This window comes from Arthrobacter horti, from assembly GCF_030731045.1.
Lineage (GTDB): Bacteria > Actinomycetota > Actinomycetes > Actinomycetales > Micrococcaceae > Arthrobacter_E > Arthrobacter_E nanjingensis.
Genome location: NZ_JAVALS010000002.1, coordinates 447,121 through 465,590 on the forward strand (window position 1 = coordinate 447,121; position 18,470 = coordinate 465,590).

11 protein-coding genes, 1 rRNA gene and 1 pseudogene are annotated in these 18,470 nt (G+C 68.3%); 11 read left to right on the forward strand and 2 right to left on the reverse strand.

The window, feature by feature from the left end; genetic code table 11:
- The first annotated feature begins 52 nt into the window (after nt 1-52).
- Genes ispD through Q9R02_RS05980 form a run of 7 tightly spaced genes read left to right on the forward strand, consistent with a single transcriptional unit; the run spans nt 53 to nt 6,822 of the window.
- On the forward strand, nt 53-838 hold the full coding sequence (ispD, locus tag Q9R02_RS05950) for a 2-C-methyl-D-erythritol 4-phosphate cytidylyltransferase (RefSeq protein WP_305995734.1): 786 nt from the start codon (nt 53-55) through the stop codon (nt 836-838).
- On the forward strand, nt 835-1,326 hold the full coding sequence (ispF, locus tag Q9R02_RS05955) for a 2-C-methyl-D-erythritol 2,4-cyclodiphosphate synthase (RefSeq protein ID WP_305995735.1): 492 nt from the start codon (nt 835-837) through the stop codon (nt 1,324-1,326). The genes ispD and ispF overlap by 4 nt, the downstream gene beginning before the upstream one ends.
- A 33-nt stretch (nt 1,327-1,359) precedes the next feature.
- A complete protein-coding gene (gene cysS / locus Q9R02_RS05960) occupies nt 1,360-2,838 on the forward strand; it encodes a cysteine--tRNA ligase (RefSeq protein ID WP_305995736.1) in 1,479 nt (492 codons plus the stop codon).
- A gap of 54 nt (nt 2,839-2,892) precedes the next feature.
- A complete protein-coding gene (gene rlmB / locus Q9R02_RS05965) occupies nt 2,893-3,888 on the forward strand; it encodes a 23S rRNA (guanosine(2251)-2'-O)-methyltransferase RlmB (protein ID WP_305995737.1) in 996 nt (331 codons plus the stop codon).
- Between the two features lie 5 nt (nt 3,889-3,893).
- Entirely contained in the window at nt 3,894-6,029 is a 2,136-nt protein-coding gene (gene glgX / locus Q9R02_RS05970; protein WP_305995738.1) for a glycogen debranching protein GlgX, read from the forward strand.
- Nucleotides 6,030-6,037: 8 nt separating this feature from the next.
- A complete protein-coding gene (locus Q9R02_RS05975) occupies nt 6,038-6,490 on the forward strand; it encodes a guanyl-specific ribonuclease (RefSeq protein WP_305995739.1) in 453 nt (150 codons plus the stop codon).
- Nucleotides 6,487-6,822, forward strand: a complete 336-nt coding sequence (locus Q9R02_RS05980) for a barstar family protein (protein WP_305995740.1) — start codon at nt 6,487-6,489, stop codon at nt 6,820-6,822. Before Q9R02_RS05975 ends, Q9R02_RS05980 begins: the two co-directional genes overlap by 4 nt.
- A 30-nt stretch (nt 6,823-6,852) precedes the next feature.
- On the opposite strand, the gene Q9R02_RS05985 is transcribed toward Q9R02_RS05980, so the two are convergent.
- Complete coding sequence (locus Q9R02_RS05985) at nt 6,853-7,602, reverse strand: metallophosphoesterase family protein (protein ID WP_305995741.1); 750 nt, start codon at nt 7,600-7,602, stop codon at nt 6,853-6,855.
- 67 nt (nt 7,603-7,669) lie between these two features.
- A complete protein-coding gene (gene glgP / locus Q9R02_RS05990) occupies nt 7,670-10,273 on the reverse strand; it encodes an alpha-glucan family phosphorylase (protein WP_305995742.1) in 2,604 nt (867 codons plus the stop codon).
- Nucleotides 10,274-10,471: 198 nt separating this feature from the next.
- Between glgP and Q9R02_RS05995 the strand changes: the two genes are divergently transcribed.
- The 4 genes and pseudogenes from Q9R02_RS05995 to Q9R02_RS06015 form a co-directional block, all read left to right on the forward strand.
- Nucleotides 10,472-12,499, forward strand: coding sequence for an alpha-1,4-glucan--maltose-1-phosphate maltosyltransferase (locus Q9R02_RS05995; RefSeq protein ID WP_305995761.1), 2,028 nt, complete (start codon nt 10,472-10,474; stop codon nt 12,497-12,499).
- A complete protein-coding gene (gene treS / locus Q9R02_RS06000; RefSeq protein WP_305995743.1) occupies nt 12,499-14,286 on the forward strand; it encodes a maltose alpha-D-glucosyltransferase in 1,788 nt (595 codons plus the stop codon). The genes Q9R02_RS05995 and treS overlap by 1 nt, the downstream gene beginning before the upstream one ends.
- Nucleotides 14,286-17,935 (forward strand): annotated as a pseudogene (glgB, locus tag Q9R02_RS16545) (1,4-alpha-glucan branching protein GlgB). Before treS ends, glgB begins: the two are co-directional and overlap by 1 nt.
- 455 nt (nt 17,936-18,390) lie before the next feature.
- A 16S ribosomal RNA gene (locus Q9R02_RS06015) occupies nt 18,391-18,470 on the forward strand; the annotation flags it as partial.

The following is an 18,470-nucleotide window of genomic DNA, read 5'->3' on the forward strand; positions in this document are numbered from 1 at the left end:
GGCGGGGAATGCGAGCACTACTGCGCAGGCAGTGGGGACTAGGGTGGAGTGTATGACTTCAGACTCCCGCACCGGCGTCGTGGTCCTCGCCGCAGGTTCCGGCCAGCGTCTCGGCTTCGGCATCCCCAAGGCCCAGGTTCTCCTCGGCGAGGAGCCCATCCTCCGGCACGCCCTGGCCGGCGTGGTGGCGGCCAGTGTGGCGGACCGCATCGTGGTGGCGCTGCCGCACGGTGAGAAGCCCGGGCCCGGAACGCTGCACGAGGTGGTGGAGGTGTTCCTCGCGGAGCACCGGGACGCCGAATGGGAGCTGAGCGTGGTCGAAGGCGGTGCCACGCGCGCCGACTCGGTCGCCCGGGCGCTGTCCGCCCTGGACGGTGTGGAGCGCGTCCTGGTGCACGACGCCGCCCGCCCCCTGGTGCCCGTCCAGGTCTTCCAGCGGGTCGCCGACGCCCTGGTCGCCGGTGCGCGCGCCGTCATCCCCGCGATCCCGGTGGTGGACACCATCAAGCAGGTCCACACGAGCCACGGCGCGGACGCCGACATCTCCCCGGAGCTGGTCACCGGCAACATCGCCCGGGAGTCACTCCGTGCGGTCCAGACGCCCCAGGGCTTCAGCTATGCGGCGCTGAAAGCCGCCCACGACGATGCCCAGTACCTGGACGACAAGCAGGCCGAGGCCATCACGGACGACGCCATGCTGCTGGAATCCCGCGGTGTCCCGGTGCACGTGGTCGCCGGGTCCACGTACTCGCTGAAGATCACCACGCCCGTGGACCTGATCCTCGCCGAGGGCCTGCTGGAAGGCCCCCTGGCCGGCCGCTGGATGGGGGAGGCATGATCATCCCCCGCACCGGCATCGGCGTCGACGCCCATGCCTACGCCCCTGAGGACGCGCTGCGGCCGCTGTGGCTCGCCGGGCTCCTGTGGCCGGGCGAGAGGGGGTTGGCCGGGCACTCCGACGCCGACGTCGTCGCGCACGCCGCCGCGGACGCCCTCTTTTCCGCCGCCGGGCTCGGTGACCTCGGCACGCATTTCGGCACGGACCGCCCAGAATACGCGGGAGCGTCCGGGCTGCGGCTTCTGACCGAGGCCGCGCGGATCGTCCGGGAGGCCGGATTCGGCATCGGCAACGTGGCGGTGCAGCTGCTGGGCAACCGGCCCAAGTTCTCGCCCCGCCGGCTGGAGGCGGAGAAGGTGCTGAGCGATGCGGCCGGTGCCCCTGTGAGCGTCTCCGCCACCACCACGGACGGTCTGGGGTTCCTGGGCCGCGGGGAGGGCCTGACGGCCGTCGCGACCGCGCTCGTGTATCCGCTCGGGGGAAAATAGCCCCCACCCCGGCCGACGGCATAGGCTGGGCCCGTGACATTGCGCTTCTATGACACGGCCACGGCCCAGGTCCGCGAGTTCCAGCCCCTCGAAGCAGGGAAGGCGAGTGTGTACTACTGCGGGGCCACCGTCCAGGGGCTTCCCCACGTTGGACATGTGCGTTCCGCCATCGCCTTCGACCAGCTGACCCGCTGGCTCCGCCACCGCGGCTATGACGTGACCGTGGTCCGCAACGTCACTGACATCGACGACAAGATCCTGGCCAAGTCCGCCGAGTCCTTCGAAGAGGGCTTCATCCCGGACGGGGACCGCTTCCCCCGGGAGCAGTGGTGGGCGCTGGCGTACCGCTACGAGCAGGCCTTCCGCCGCGCCTACGAGACCCTGGGCGTCTCTTCGCCCACGTATGAGCCCCGCGCCACCGGCCACGTGCCGGAGATGCACGCCCTGATCCAGCGGCTCATCGACCGCGGTCACGCCTACCCGGCGCCGGACGGCTCCGGGGACGTCTACTTCGACGTCCGCTCCTGGCCGCAGTACGGCGCGCTGACCCGTCAGAACATCGACGACATGCAGGCCGCCGCGGACGCCGACCCGCGCGGCAAGCGGGACCCTCGCGACTTCGCCCTCTGGAAGGGTCACAAGGACGGCGACCCGGAGACCGCCGCCTGGGACTCCCCGTGGGGCCGGGGCCGCCCGGGCTGGCACCTGGAGTGCTCCGCCATGGTCACCAAGTACCTGGGCCCGCGCTTCGACATCCACGGCGGTGGCCTGGACCTGCGCTTCCCGCACCACGAGAACGAGCTGGCCCAGTCCACCGCGGCCGGTGACGGCTTCGCGAACTTCTGGATGCACAACGGCATGGTCACCTACCAAGGCGAGAAGATGTCCAAGTCCGTGGGCAACACCGTCAGCCCGGAGGAGATGCTCGCCCAGGCGAGTCCGCGGGTGGTGCGCTACTACCTCGGACAGGCACAGTACCGCTCCGTGCTGGACTACAACCCCGGCTCCCTCTCCGAGGCCGCCTCGGCCGTGGAACGGATCGACGGATTCATCGGCCGCGCCCTGCGGGCCACGGCGGAGCTGAATGGTGCCGCCCCGCAGAACGGCGCCATCGGCTGGTTCGACTACGGTGGGGTCCCGGACGGCTTCGCCGCCGCCATGGACGATGACCTCAACGTGCCCGCCGCCCTCGCCGTCCTGCACGAGACGGTGCGCAGCGGAAACGCGGCCCTCGCCGCCGGCGATCTGGAGACCGCCCACCGGGCACTGGCCTCCGTCACGGCCATGACCCGCGTCCTGGGGCTCGACGACGTGGCGTCATCGGCCGCCGTCGACGGCCCGTCCACCGCGGCCCTGGACAGCCTCGTGCAGAGCCAGCTTGAGGCGCGCGCACAAGCCCGCGCCGAGAAGAACTGGGCCGCCTCGGACGCCATCCGCGACGCTCTCGCGGCGGCCGGAGTCGTGGTCGAGGACGGCCCTCAGGGGGCCACCTGGAGCCTGAAGAACGCCTGACACGCGTCAGACCGTAAAATGGTGGTGGTCCGCAAACTACCGCAGGGGTGAAACATGGCCAATATCGGCCGTTCCGGAGCTGTCCGTAAGCACAAGAAGGGCACCAGCGTAGGCACTGGTGGCCATGGCCGTAAGGCGCTGGAGGGCAAGGGGCCCACCCCCAAGGCGGAAGACCGCGAGTACCACAAGGCGTACAAGAACAAGGTCCTCGCCGAGCGTTCCGCCGCCAAGCGGAAGACCTCCGCGGGCCGCGACGCCCGCCGCGGCAGCGGCCCCAAGGGCCGCGCCATGGAGGAGCTGGTCACGGGCCGCAACTCCGTGGTGGAGGCGCTGCGCGCCGGTATCCCGGCCAAGACCCTGTACGTGGCCATCCGAATCGACGTGGATGACCGTGTCAAGGAGGTCCTGAAGCTCGCCGCCGAGCGCGGTGTGCCGATCCTGGAGGCCAGCAAGCCCGAACTGGACCGTCTCACCGAGGATGCCGTCCACCAGGGCCTGGCGCTGCAGATCCCGCCGTACGACTACGCGGACCCGATCGACCTGGCCATGGAGACCGTCGAGGCCTGGAAGAAGGGCCATATCGCCGCCCCGCCCCTGTTCGTGGCGCTGGACGGCATCACCGACCCGCGCAACCTGGGCGCCATCATCCGTTCGGTGTCCGCGTTCAGCGGTCACGGCGTCGTCGTGCCTGAGCGCCGCGCCGCCGGTGTGACCGCCGCCGCCTGGAAGACCAGTGCTGGTGCCGCCACCCGCGTGCCCGTGGCCCGTGCCGGGAACCTGAACAACACCCTGAAGGCGTTCCAGGAGATGGGCATCTTCGTGCTCGGCCTGGACGGCGATGGGGACGTATCCCTGCCCGGCCTGGATCTGGCCACCGAACCGATCTGCCTGGTGGTGGGCTCCGAAGGCAAGGGCCTGAGCCGTCTGGTCCGCGAGCACTGCGACCAGATCGTCTCCATTCCGATCGACTCCGCCATGGAGTCCCTCAACGCGGGCATGGCCGTGGCCATCTCCCTGTACGAAGTGTCCCGCCGCCGCTCCGAGACCTGAACCTCATGACCAGCGAACCGATCACCCGGCCCCTGGAATTCCTGGTGACGGCCTCCCGGCCGTTCCCACTGGGCGTCACTCCCGCCCGTCACGTCGAGCGCCACGCCCCGGACACGGTCAATGTGGCCGTGTTCGCCCCAGGCCTTTCCGCCGTGGACGTCCACCATCTGGGTGCGGACGGGCACTGGCACCGCACACGGCTCACCGAGGTGAGCGGCGGGGTCCATCACGGCCTCGTGCCGCGGTTCCCCCTGGGCACCCGCTACGGGTTCACGGGGCCGGAGACGGCCGGGCGGCTCATCAGCGCTCAGCTCATGCGCCGCAAGCACGACGACGGGGCGCCCGTCCGCAGCGCGCCTCCCGGCCTGCTGCTGGATCCCTACGGGCGGGGTGTGGATCTGGTGGACGGATCGCTCGTGTCGATGCGGATGCACCAGGACTTCGACTGGGGTGCGGACCGCCGGCCCAACACGCCCTGGCGGGACACGGTGGTGTACGAGGCCCACGTCAAGGGACTGACCAAGCTGCACCCGGACATCCCGGAGGATCTGCAGGGCACCTACGCGGGTCTGGCGCACCCGGTGATGATCGATTACCTGAAGACGCTCGGGATCACGGCCGTGGAGCTGCTGCCGGTGCACTTCCATCTGGATGAGGCGCACCTGGAGAATCTGGGCCTGCCCAACTACTGGGGTTACAACACGGCGGCCTTCTTCGCGCCGCACCCGTCCTATGCCACGCAGGCGGCCCAGGCCGCCGGGCCCGGGGCCGTTCAGGACGAGTTCAAGGGCATGGTGAAGCTGCTCCATGAGGCGGGCCTGGAGGTCATCCTCGACGTGGTCTACAACCACACCGCCGAAGGCGGCCAGGACCAGCCGGCCCTCAGCTTCCGCGGCCTGGGGGATGACGTCTACTACCGCCACGACGGCCACGGGAACTACTACGACACCACCGGCTGCGGGAACTCCCTGAACTTCGGCGAGCCCCGGGTGGTCCAGCTGGTCCTGGACTCGCTGCGCCACTGGGTGCAGGAGTACCACGTGGACGGCTTCCGCTTCGACCTGGCCACCACGCTGTGCCGGGACGCGAACAACGCCTTCGACCCCAAGCACCCGTTCCTGGTGGCGCTCTCCGCGGATCCCGTGTTCCACGAGGTCAAACTCATCTCCGAGCCCTGGGACGTGGGGCAGGGGGATTCCTGGCAGACCGGTCGCTTCCCGTACGGCTGGGTCGACTGGAACGACCGTTTCCGGGACACCGTTCGCTCCTTCTGGCTCAGCGAGCGCGCCGCGATCGAGGCGGGCCGGCAGGGCCGCAGCGTCTCGGCGCTGGCGGACGTGGTCTCCGGCTCCGCCTCGCTCTTCGCAGGGTCCGGCCGTAACCGCCTGGCCTCGCTGAACTTCGTCACGGCCCATGACGGCTTCACGCTGCGGGACCTGGTGTCCTATGACCGCAAGCACAACGAGGCCAACGGCGAGAACAACCGCGACGGCAATGACAGCAACCTCAGCTACAACCACGGCTACGAGGGCCGCACCGAGGTGGAGTCCCTCGTGGCGGCGCGTGCACTGACCAGCCGGAACCTCATGACCACGCTCATGGTCTCCCTCGGCGTGCCGATGATCGTGGCCGGGGACGAGCTCGGCCGCACCCAGCAGGGCAACAACAACGCCTACAACCAGGACAACTCTCTGACCTGGGTGGACTGGAGGTCCACCCAGGAGAGCCGCCAGATGCTCCGGGCCACTCAGCGGGCCATCCGGATCCGCCGCGAGTTCATGGCCGCCCAGCCGTACGACTACCCGCAACGCGATGAGCACTCGTACCTGCACTGGTTCAATCAGGACGGCGAGTTCATGTCCCCGGAGGACTGGAACAACCCCGGACAGCGCCTGGTGCAACTGCTCCTGGGCTCGCGGAAGGGCAAGATCGACGGCCTGGTGGTCATCAATGGCGGCGGCTCCGACCAGGAGATCGTCATGCCGCGCCTGACCGAGCTGGGTGTCACCACGGGGGACGTGCACAAGTTCGAGCTGCGGCACTCGACGTCCCTGGTCCAGGACGAGCGCCGGGGAACCCGCCTGGCCGAGGGGACCACGGACCTGGTGGACGCCTTCTCCATGAACATCTACCGACTCTGAGGACACCGATGAACCGGAAGACCCTGATGACCCTTGCCGGCCTGCTCGGGGTGGCCCTGCTTGCCGGCTTCCTGTGGCTGGGGAACGGCTCCCGGCCGGCAGCCCACGGCGGCGGTTCCCCGGTGGCGGCCGCCTCGCCCACCGGCCGGGCGGGGCAGGCGCCCTCCAACCCGAGTTCGCTGGCGACGGTCAAGGAGTCCGCGCTGCCTGCGGAGGCACAGACTACGCTGGCGCTGATCGCCAAGGGCGGGCCCTACCCGTACAGCCGGGACGGGATCAACTTCGGCAACTTCGAGGGGGCGCTGCCGAAGAAGAACGGCGGCTACTACCAGGAGTACACCGTGCCGACACCCGGGTCGAATGACCGGGGCGCCCGGCGCATCATTGTGGGCTCCGGCCACGAGAAGTACTACACGGCGGACCACTACGCCACCTTCCGCTTCATCCTGGAGGGCCGGTGAGGACGTACGACGGCGGTACTCACCCGGGTGCTGAACTCGCGCATGCGGTGCTCTCCCAGGGCCGGGAACCCGCCGTCGTCCCGGCCGCCGCGGACCGGGCGGGCGTGCTGGGCGCCTTCGCGGCCGCGCTGTCCTTCCCGGCGCATTTCGGCCGCAATCTGGATGCCCTCAACGACTGTCTGTGGGACTGGTCTGAGCGACTGACAGGGCCCACCACCCTCGTCTGGGTGCAGGCGGAAACCCTGGACGGGCCGACCGCGGATGCGGTGACCACCATCCTCAGGGACACCGAAGCGGCTTCGCCGCACCTCGCCGTCGTCGTCCTGCGGTGAGGCCGTCCTGCCGTGAATCAGGCGCCCCGGTCAGAGAGCGCTGAGGTTCGTCCCGGTCAGCAGGGCGTGCTCCACATCGGGCCGGCCGTTGGCGCGTGCCAGGGCGGCCGCCTCCTCCCAGGGGTACCCGACGGCCCGGAGTTCCACCTCCCAGCGACCGGACGCGTCATCGGCCACCGCGTACCGGGCGTGCGGGGTACCGGCTTCGATGAGGTGAGGATAGGGGCGGTCGTCGTCATAGGCCGGCCATCCCACGCTTCCCGGATTGACCACGAGCGCGCCGCCGCTCAGCCGGACGGCGCGCTGAAGATGGGTGTGCCCGCAGAGCAGGAGTGCGTGATCCAGATGCCCGGAGAGGCGTGAGGTGACCTCATCCTCGGTGGCCGGCCGGACACCATCCGGAGTCACCGTCTCCAGCAGGTATTCCAGGTCGTCCTCCGGCGTCCCGTGGAATGCCAGCACGCCCTCCACAGGACGGGCGGTAAGGGGCAGCGCAGCCAGCCAGGCCCGGTGCCGTCCGGTCAGTTCGGCGTGGGCCAGACGGTCGGAGGCGCTCATGAGTGCGGGAGGGGTCTCCAGAACCTGGCGTTCGTGGTTCCCCCGGACGGAGACCATGGGGGTGGCCATCAGGAGATCGGCGGTGGCGGCCGGGGCGACACCGCCGGAAAGGTGATCGCCCAGGTTCACCACCAGGTCGGCACGGTCCCGGGAGACCGCTTGGAGCACCGCCCGCAGGGCGAAGACGTTGCCGTGGACATCGGAGATCGCCGCGATTCGCATACGGAATTGTACCGATGACGCGAAAAGGGCCCCTCCGATCGGAGAGGCCCTTCGGCGCGTCGTCGGTTTACGCGTTGACCACCAGCCCGAGCTCGGCCTGGTTCGCCAGGGCCTCGTGCTTCGGGAACACCCGGACGGTGTACCCGAAGGCACCGGAGCGGTCCACGGGGATCGGGCCGCGGAAGAGCCAGCGGCCGTTGCCGAGGTCCTCGGAGGGCGCCAGGTCCACACTGCGGGGGTTCTGAATGTCGTCGTCATTGCCGGCCTTGCCGAACGCGGCCGCCACCTGGACCTCCTCCGGCTCCAGGCCGCCCAGGGACAGGTAGGCGCTCACGTGAAGCGTGTCGCCGATCTGCGGAGACTCGCTCACTCCGCTGCTGTCCACGTGCTCCACCGTGACGGCGGACCAGGCGGAGCGCACGCGGGCCGTGTAGGCGGCCAGGTCCTTCGCCACGGCGTAGCCGTCCTCCACGGCGGTGCGCCCTGCCACCGCGGCCGGGGTGTAGAGCTGGTTGACGTAGTCCTTGACCATGCGCTCCGCGGAGACGGCCGGTCCCAGATGAGCCAGCGTGTGCTTGATCATGGAGATCCACGCTGTCGGGAGCTCGCCGTCGCCGGCCTGGGACGGGCCGGCGGCGCCGGCGTCCTCGGACACGACGGAACCGTAGAAGCGTGGCGCCACCCGGTTCTCGATCAGTTCGTACAGGGCCGCGGCCTCGATGTCGTCCCGCTCCTCGGAGGAGGCGCCGTTGTTCGCCGTGGGGATCGCCCAGCCGTTCTCGCCGTCGTACATCTCATCCCACCAGCCGTCCAGGACGGACAGGTTGAGCGAGCCGTTGATCGCAGCCTTCATGCCGGAGGTGCCGCACGCCTCAAGGGGCCGCAGTGGGTTGTTCAGCCAGACGTCGCAGCCGGGGAACAGGGTCCGGGCCATGGCGATGTCGTAGTTCGGCAGGAACACGATCCGGTGGCGCACCTCGGGGTCGTCGGTGAAGTGGACCAGGTCCTGGATCATCTTCTTGCCCGCGTCGTCCGCGGGGTGAGACTTGCCGGCGATGACCAGCTGCACCGGGTGCTTCGGGTCCAGCAGGATCTTCTTCAAACGTGCGGGATCGCGCAGCATGAGCGTCAGGCGCTTGTACGTGGGGACGCGCCGGGCGAAACCGATCGTCAGCACATCGGGGTCCAGCACGCCGTCGGTCCAGCCGAGCTCGGCGTCTGCGGCGCCGCGCTTCTTCCAGGAGGCGCGCAGACGGCGGCGGACATCGGCCACCAGCTTGCCGCGCAGCTCCCGGCGCAGGCCCCAGATGGTCTCATCCGGGACGTTGTAGGCGAGGTCCCAGCGGCCCAGGGACTCGGCCTCCGGGCCGAAGGCGTCCCGGGCCAGGGTGCCGATGCTCGGGTCCACCCAGGTGGGCACGTGCACGCCGTTGGTGACGGAGGCGATGGGCACTTCGGACTTCTCGAAGCCCGGCCACAGCCCGGCGAACATCTCGCGGGACACCACGCCGTGCAGCTTCGCCACGCCGTTGGCGCGCTGGGCCAGGCGCAGGCCCATGACGGCCATGTTGAACTTGCCCGGGTCGCCGCCCTCGTAGCTCTCCCGGCCCAGGTCCAGGACGTTCTCCACCGGGACGCCCGGGGCCAGCCCGGCCCGGAAGAAGTGCTCGATCTGGGTCAGCTCGAAGCGGTCGATGCCGGCCGGCACCGGGGTGTGCGTGGTGAACACGGTGGAGGCGCGGCCCGCAGCCAGTGCCTCGTCCCAGCTCAGGCCCTTACCGGCCATGAGTTCCTGGATGCGTTCGATGCCGAGGAAGCCCGCGTGGCCTTCGTTCGTGTGGAACACCTCGGGGGCGGAGGTGCCGGTGATCCGGGCGTAGCTGCGCAGCGCCTTCACACCGCCCATGCCGAGCAGCAGCTCCTGCTGCAGGCGGTGGTCACCGCCACCGCCGTAGAGCCGGTCCGTGATGCCGCGCGCGGCGTCGTCGTTGCCGGGGACGTTGGAATCCAGCAGCAGCAATGGGACGCGCCCGACGTCGGCACGCCACACCTGCGCCAGCAGCTGGCGCCCGTTCGGAAGGGGCAGCCGGACGCTGACGGCGGTGCCGTCCTCCTCGCGGAGGAGGGTCAGGGGCAGATTGTCCGGGTCCAGCACCGGGTAGGTCTCCTGCTGCCACGCGTCGCGGGAGAGAGACTGCTTGAAGTAACCGGCCTGGTAGAGCAGGCCGACGCCGATGAGGGGGACCCCCAGATCGGAGGCCGACTTCAGGTGATCGCCGGCCAGGATGCCCAGGCCGCCCGAATACTGCGGGAGCACCTCGGTGATGCCGAACTCGGGGGAGAAGTAGGCGATGCGTTCCGGCGCCCCCTGTGTGAGGGTCTGGTACCAGCGCGGCTCGGTGAGGTACCTCTCCAGATCATCGGCGGCGGACTGGATCCGTGCCACCACGTCCTCGTCCTTGGCCAGTGCGTCGAATTCCTCGGCCGAAATGGCACCCAGCAGTGCCACCGGGTCATGGCGGCTCCTGTCCCACAGTTCGGGGTTCAGACTTGCGAAGAGTTCCCTCGTCGGCAGGTGCCAGGACCAGCGGAGATTGGTGGCCAGAGGGGCCAAAGCCGCGATCGGTTCGGGCAGGACGGTACGGACGGTAAATCTGCGGATAGCCTTCACCTGGGCCACACTAACCGAGTCGGGCATCCATCGGAACAGAGCAAAGTGTCATTTTGGTAAATGACGCGTAAGCCTTTGTCTCTTTGACGCGCGTCTTAGCAATCGGCTGCCATTCACGTTACCGTCGTGCCTGTGAGCAGCACGAAACGAAGCAGCAGCCGGACCAAGACCACCCCCGTACTTCCCGATCCCCATGGGATTCCGAGCGGCCTGCGTTTCGGCCGTTTTCCGATCACCGAGGTGCAGCCATCGGTGGAAGGCGGACGATTCCCCGCCAAAGCGGTCCCCGGGCAGGGGATCGTGGTCGGAGCCACCGTCTTCCGTGAGGGCCACGACCAGCTCGGGGTGACAGCCGTGCTGAAGAACCCCAAAGGCAAGATCGTCCAGACTGTCCGTCTCGCCCCGCCGGAGGGCGAACGCGGTCTGGGGACCGACCGCTGGGAAGGCGTGTTCACCCCCAGCGCCACGGGCCTGTGGAGCTTCGCGGTCCAGGCCTGGCATGACCGCTACGGCACCTGGCACCACAACGCCGAGATCAAGATCGGCGCGGGCATCGATGTCGAGCTGATGCTCGCCGAGGGAGCCGCACTGCTCGCTCAGGCCGCCGACGACGACGTCAAGCGCACCGCCGCGGACCGTCGCACGTTCCGCCGTGCCGCCGAGGCGCTCGCCGATCAGCGGCTGAGCGTGGAGCAGCGCCTTGGCGCCGGCTTCTCCGCCGAGGTCGGGGCCGCCGTCGAACGCGCGCCGATCCGCGAGCTGGTCACCGAGACGGAGGACCACCCCATTCTGGTGGAGCGCAGTGCTGCCGGCCAGGGCGCCTGGTACGAGTTCTTCCCCCGGTCCGAGGGTGCCCGGTGCGACCCGGCCACGGGCGTCTGGACCTCCGGCACCTTCCGCACGGCCGCTGAGCGCCTCGAGGCCGTGGCTGAGATGGGCTTCGACGTGCTGTACATGCCGCCCATCCACCCGATCGGCCGTGCCCACCGCAAGGGCCCGAACAACACGCTCGTGGCGGGCCCGGGTGACCCCGGTTCCCCCTGGGCCATCGGCGGACCCGAGGGCGGTCACGACGCCATCCACCCGGACCTGGGCACTTTCGAAGACTTCGACGCCTTCGTGGCCCGGGCTCAGGAGCTCGGCCTGGAGGTGGCCCTGGACCTGGCACTCCAGGCCAGCCCCGACCACCCCTGGGTGCAGAGCAACCCGGAGTGGTTCACCCAGCGGGTGGACGGTTCCATCGCCTATGCGGAGAACCCGCCCAAGAAGTACCAGGACATCTACCCCCTGAACTTCGATAACGATCCGGCGGGCCTGTCCAAGGAGATCCTGCGCGTCGTACAGCTGTGGATCAACCACGGAGTGAAGATCTTCCGGGTGGACAACCCGCACACCAAGCCCGTCTGGTTCTGGGAGTGGCTGATCGGCCGCGTCAACAAGAAGCACCCGGATGTGGTGTTCCTGGCCGAGGCGTTCACGCGTCCCGCCATGATGCATGCCCTGGGCCGCGCCGGGTTCCAGCAGTCTTACAGCTACTTCACCTGGCGCAACACCAAGCAGGAGGTGGAGGAGTACTTCACCGAGATCTCGCGCGATTCCGCGGCGTTCTTCCGGCCCAACTTCTTCGTGAACACCCCGGACATCCTCACCCGGTACCTGCAGTACGGGGGCCCGGCGGCGTTCAAGATCCGCGCGGTCCTGGCCGCCATGGGCAGCCCGCTGTGGGGGGTCTACGCCGGCTACGAGCTGTTCGAGCACGTGGCCCGTCCGGGCGCCGAAGAGTACATCGACAACGAGAAGTACGAGTACAAGGACCGCGACTGGGCCGGTGCCGAGGCCTCCGGCCGGACCCTGGCGCCGTACCTGACCCGGCTGAACCACATCCGCCGCGCCCACCCGGCGCTGGGGGACCTGCAGAACCTGACGGTGCACCACTCCACGGACGACTCCACGGTGGTCTTCTCCAAGCACAAGGTGCTGCCGGACGGCTCCAAGGACACCTTGATCGTCATCGTGAACGTGGACCCCCATGGGACACGAGAGTGCACGGTGTCCCTTGACCTGGGCGCGCTGGCGTTGGATGCTCGAGACTTGACGGCATCCCACGGATTCCGTGTGGATGACCTCATCAGCGGGCAGAGCTGGGAGTGGGGTGAGCACAACTACGTACGCCTGGATCCGCACGTTGAACCGGCCCATGTCCTTCATATCCGCCGAGGAGCCTGATGACCTTCAGCCTTCCGTCTGCTCAGTCCGGGATCACCGGCCGCGACCGTTTCGACTTCAACGCGCCGGGGCTCACCCATGACCCGAACTGGTTCCGCAAGGCTGTGTTCTACGAGGTTCTCGTCCGGGCGTTCTCTGACTCGAACGGGGACGGCTCGGGGGACCTCAACGGACTGATCGACCGGCTGGACTACCTGCAGTGGCTGGGCATCGACTGCCTGTGGCTGCCACCCTTCTTCCAGTCCCCCTTGCGCGACGGCGGTTACGACGTCGCGGATTACAAGAGCGTGCTGGACGAGTACGGCACCATCAACGACTTCCAGCGGCTGGTGGCGGAGGCGCACGCGCGGGGCATGCGGGTCATCATCGATCTGCCGCTGAACCACACTTCGGATCAGCACCACTGGTTCCAGGAGTCCCGGCGGAATCCGGACGGCCCCTACGGTGATTTCTACGTCTGGAGTGATACGGACCAGAAATACCAGGACGCACGCATTATCTTCGTGGACACGGAGGAATCGAACTGGACGTTCGATTCGATCCGCCGCCAATTCTTCTGGCACCGTTTCTTCTCCCACCAGCCCGATTTGAATTTCGAAAATCCGGCCGTGGTGGATGCGATATTCGACGTGGTGCGTTTCTGGCTGGATCATGGCGTGGACGGATTCCGTGCCGACGCCATTCCGTACCTTTTCGAGGAAGAGGACACGGACTGCGAGAATCTCCCCGGGACTCACGAATTCCTGCGGGGGCTGCGCGCCATGATCGACCGGGAGTACCCAGGCCGGATCGTCATCGCGGAGGCCAACCAGCCGCCGCACGAGGTGGTGGAGTACTTCGGTACCCAGGAAGCGCCGGAGTGTCACATGTGCTTCCACTTCCCGATCATGCCGAAGCTCTACTACGCGCTCCGGGACCAGCTGGCCGCCCCGATCATCGAGTCGGTGCAGGACACCCCGGAGATCCCGCAGGGGACCCAGTGGGGGACCTTTCTCCGCAACCACGATGAGCTGACGCTGGAGATGGTCACCTCGGAGGAGCGCGCCGCCATGCTCGGCTGGTATGCCCCGGACCCCCGGATGCGCGCCAATGTGGGCATCCGCCGGCGTCTGGCGCCTCTTCTGGACAATTCCCGCGCCGAGATCGAGCTCATCAACGCCCTGCTGCTCAGCCTGCCCGGCTCGCCGTTCCTCTACTACGGCGATGAGATCGGCATGGGTGACAACATCTGGCTCCAGGACCGCGACGCCGTCCGCACGCCCATGCAGTGGAACCCGGACCGCAACGCCGGCTTCTCCACGTCTGACCCCGGCAAGCTGTACCTGCCGGTGATCCAGTCCCTCGTCTACCACTACAACATGGCCAATGTGGAGGCCGAGGCCGCCCACTCCGGTTCGCTCCTGCGGTGGACCCGGCAGATCCTGGCGGTCCGTAAATCGCATCCGGCCTTCGGGATGGGCTCCTTCCGGCATGTGCCGGCAAGCCATGAATCGGTCCTGGCGTACCGCCGAGAGCTCGCCCCGGGAAACGCCGAGGGCGCTGAACCGGAGACACTGCTGTGTGTCTTCAACCTGTCGCAGAGCCCGCTGGCGGTGACGCTGGACCTGCCCGAGTTCGCCGGCCGCGGCCTCCGGGACGTCTTCGGGGGCCAGGCCTTCCCCAGCGTCGCTCCCGACGGGTCGCTGTCGCTGACGCTCAGCGGCAACGGGTACTTCTGGCTCCGCTTCCGGGCGGCGGCCCCGGGGACCCAGACCACGGCCATGCCGATCGTGTCCAAGGACGGCTGATGATCTCCCGCACCGAAGCCCTCACGGAACTCCTGGAGGGGTGGCTGCCACAGCAGCGCTGGTTCCCCGCCAAGGGACGGGACACCCGCCTGGTTCCGGTGTCCGTCACGCCGTGCGACCTCGGACAGGGCCTCCACGGCGAGTTCCGCTTGTTCCGCCTGGCCTCCGGTGGCGCTGTCGAGCCCGTCGTCCTCCAGGTGCCGCTCCTGTTCTCGCCGCATACCGGGGGCACCGATCCCGCGGGTCCCCTCCATGCCGGGTTCATCGGAACCATCCCGGGTGATATGGCCGGCGAGGAATGGGACGTCTTCGACGGGCCCAAGCGGCGGGAGTTCGTGGAGGCCGTGCTGTCTCTCATGGCCGGCGACGGGATCCTCAGGACCGGGCGGGGATCCGGCGTCGTCGGGCGGACGGCCGCCGGCGGGCGGACGTTCCTGGAGACACTGACCAGGCCGCTGTCCCTCGAGTCCATCCGGGGGGAGCAGTCGAACTCATCGGTGATCGCGAACCCGGGTCCCGGCGGAACCATCCTCAAGTTCTTCCGCACCCTGTTCCCGGGCCGCAATCCGGAGGTGGAGCTCGGCGAGGCGCTGACCCGCCTGGGCACTCAGGACGTCCCGTCGACCGTGGGCTGGCTCCAGGCGGAGTGGGGGGAGGACAGAGGGACGGTCCGCACCGACCTCGCCGTCACCCATGAGTTCCTGCCGGGAGGCCGGGACGCCTGGGCGGCGGCGGTCCTCTCCGCCGCGGAGGGCTCCTCCTTCGCGCGGCAGGCCCACGCCATCGGGCAGGGGACCGCACGGATCCACCGGCGCCTGGCCGAGGGATTGCCCGCAGCGAGTGCCGGGGACGCCCAGGGCGTCCTGGACCGCCTTGCGGAGAGGATCCGTGAGAGCTGGGCCCAGGCACGCGCCGTCGTCGGACCCTACGACGTACAGATCGAACGCCTCCTGGCGTCCCTCACCACCGTCCCGACGCACCCGCAGCGCATCCATGGCGACCTCCACCTGGGCCAGATCCTCTCCGTGGACTCCCCGGCCGGCGCCGGTGACCGGTGGATCTTCCTGGACTTCGAAGGCGAACCGCTGCGCCCGGCCGTGGAGCGTTCGCTCCCGGACCTCCCGTTGCGGGACGTGGTGGGCCTGCTCCGCTCGTTCGACTACGCGGCGGGCGCGGCGCATCGCCAAGCGCCTGATGCGGTGGTCCCCGGCGGGTGGGTGGCGGATTGCTCCGAGGCCTTCCTCGAGGGGTATTCAAGTGTTGTGCCGGGGAGGATCGACCAGCGTTCGCCCCTTTTCATGGCATTGTGGCTGGACAAGGCCCTGTACGAGGTCCGGTATGAGCAGAACAACCGTCCCGAGTGGCTGGAGATCCCGGCACTCGCGGCGCGTTCCGCGCTGGAGGAACTCTCTGGCCCTGAAGTGAAAGGGAACCCATGAACCCCACCCCTGAGGCGGCCTCCCCGGCCCCCATGTCCGTCGACCAGGCGACCCTGGGCCAGGTGGCGCATGGTGAGCACCATGCACCGCACTCGGTGCTGGGCGCCCATCTGGGGGAGAACGGGGTGGTCACCTTCCGCACGGTCAAGCACCTGGCGGAGGAGGTCGCCGTCGTCCTCGCCGACGACGCGCGGATCCCCCTGCGGCACGAGGACTTCGGTGTGTGGGTGGGAACCTACGCGTCCCCGGATGGGAAGCATGTGCCCGACTACCGCCTGGAGGTCCGGTACGAGGACGCCGAGCCCGTGGTGGTGGATGAGGCGTACCGTTACCTCCCCACACTGGGTGAGCTGGATCTGCACCTGATCCAGGAGGGCCGGCATGAGGCGCTCTGGACGGTGCTGGGCGCCCACGTACAGCACTACAGCTCCTCCATGGGTGACATCACGGGCGTCTCCTTCTCGGTGTGGGCACCCAACGCCCAGGCGGTCCGCGTGATCGGCGACTTCAACTCCTGGGACGGCCGCCAGCACTCCATGCGCTCGCTGGGATCCAGTGGCGTCTGGGAACTGTTCATCCCCGGCATCGGCCCCGGCACCCGCTACAAGTTCGCCCTGCGGACCCGGCACGGGCACTGGGTGGAGAAGGCAGACCCGCTCGCCTTCGGCACCGAGGTCCCGCCGATGACAGCCTCCGTGGTGGTGGAGCGCGCGTATGAGTTCAAGGACCGGGAGTGGATGAAGGCGCGGGCCGCGCACGATCCGCACAATTCGCCCATGAGCGTGTATGAGGTGCACCTGGGCTCCTGGCGGCTGGGCCTCGGGTACCGGGAGCTGGCCCGCGAGTTGGTGGAGTACGTCCAATGGCTCGGGTTCACGCATGTGGAGTTCATGCCGGTCGCGGAGCACCCCTTCGGTGGGTCCTGGGGCTACCAGGTCACGTCCTACTACGCACCGACCTCCCGGTTCGGGCACCCGGACGAGTTCCGCTTCCTGGTGGACGCCCTCCACCAGGCCGGCATCGGCGTGATCATGGACTGGGTCCCGGCGCATTTCCCCAAGGACGAGTGGGCACTGGCCCGATTCGACGGCGAACCGCTGTACGAGCACGCCGACCCGCGTCTCGGTGAGCATCCTGACTGGGGCACCTACATCTTCAACTTCGGCCGCAAGGAGGTCCGGAACTTCCTGGTGGCCAACGCCCTGTACTGGCTGGAGGAGTTCCACATCGACGCGCTGCGTGTGGATGCCGTGGCCTCGATGCTGTACCTGGACTACTCGCGTGAGGAGGGCCAGTGGGTTCCGAACCAGTACGGCGGCCGCGAGAACCTGGACGCCATCGCGTTCCTTCAGGAGACCAACGCGACGGTGTACAAGCGCAATCCTGGGGCTGTAACCATCGCCGAAGAGTCCACGGCGTTCCCCGGAGTGACGGCCCCGACGGCAGAGGGAGGCCTCGGCTTCGGGCTGAAGTGGAACATGGGCTGGATGCACGACTCGCTGGCCTATGTGGCGGAGGATCCGGTGAACCGCCGCTGGCACCACAACACCATCACCTTCTCCCTGGTCTACGCCTTCACGGAGAACTTCCTCCTGCCCATCAGCCATGACGAGGTGGTGCACGGCAAGGGCTCCATGCTGCGCAAGATGCCCGGTGACCGATGGCAGCAGCTGGCCAACCTGCGGGCTTTCCTGGCGTACCAGTGGGCCCACCCGGGCAAGCAGCTGATCTTCATGGGCACCGAGTTCGGCCAGGAAGCCGAGTGGAGCGAGCAGCACGGCCTGGACTGGTGGCTCGCGGAAGGACCGGATCACCGCGGCGTTCAGCTGCTCGTTCAGCAGCTGAACGCGATCTACCGGGAGACGCCGGCGCTCTGGGAGCAGGACAACACCGCTTCCGGGTACCAGTGGATCAACGGCGGCGACGCGGACCACAACGTCCTCAGCTTCGTGCGGTGGAGCGCGGAGGGCGAGCCGCTCGTGTGTGTGGTGAACTTCGCCGGTGGGCCGCACCACGACTACCAGCTGGGTTTCCCGTCCGCGGGGGAGTGGGTGGAGGTCCTCAATACCGACTCCCATGACTTCGCCGGGTCCGGGGTCACCAACGGTGGCACGGTGGTGGCGGACGACGGCGCCTGGGACGGTCAGCCGGCTTCGGCACGGGTCACTCTGCCTCCGCTCGGGGCCGTCTACTTCACCCGGCTGTCTTGAGCATCCTGTCCTGAGCCTGCCGAGGCAGAGCTCTCCGGGAGGTGCGCTGAAGGCCTGGGAACCCGCGGGTTCCCAGGCCTTCAGCATGTCCGGAAGCACCGTGCCGATGCGGAGTTGGCGCCTGGGCGGAACGGTGGTAGAGTTTATTCCCGCACCGCAGGGAGCGGTTGATCGGGGAGGAAACCTCCAGATGATTCAACCGGACACGCCGCAGAGAGCAAGAATTTCACCAAGAAATTGATTGAAGTTCGGGCATTTGCGCCGAAGAATTCGGGGTGGTAAGCTTGAAAAGTTGCTTCGGCGGCGACGAACTGATGAAACGGTTCCGAGCTCCGAAAGCAGTCTGTTGTTTGAGAACTCAATAGTGTGTCATGTTTTTTTGATACCAAATGTTTTGTTTGGTGGATGCTGATCATCACCCCGTGGTGGTTGGTGTTTGCCGGGTTTTGAATTTTCTGATGGAGAGTTTGATCCTGGCTCAGGATGAACGCTGGCGGCGTGCTTAACACATGCAAGTCGAACGATGAAGGGGTGC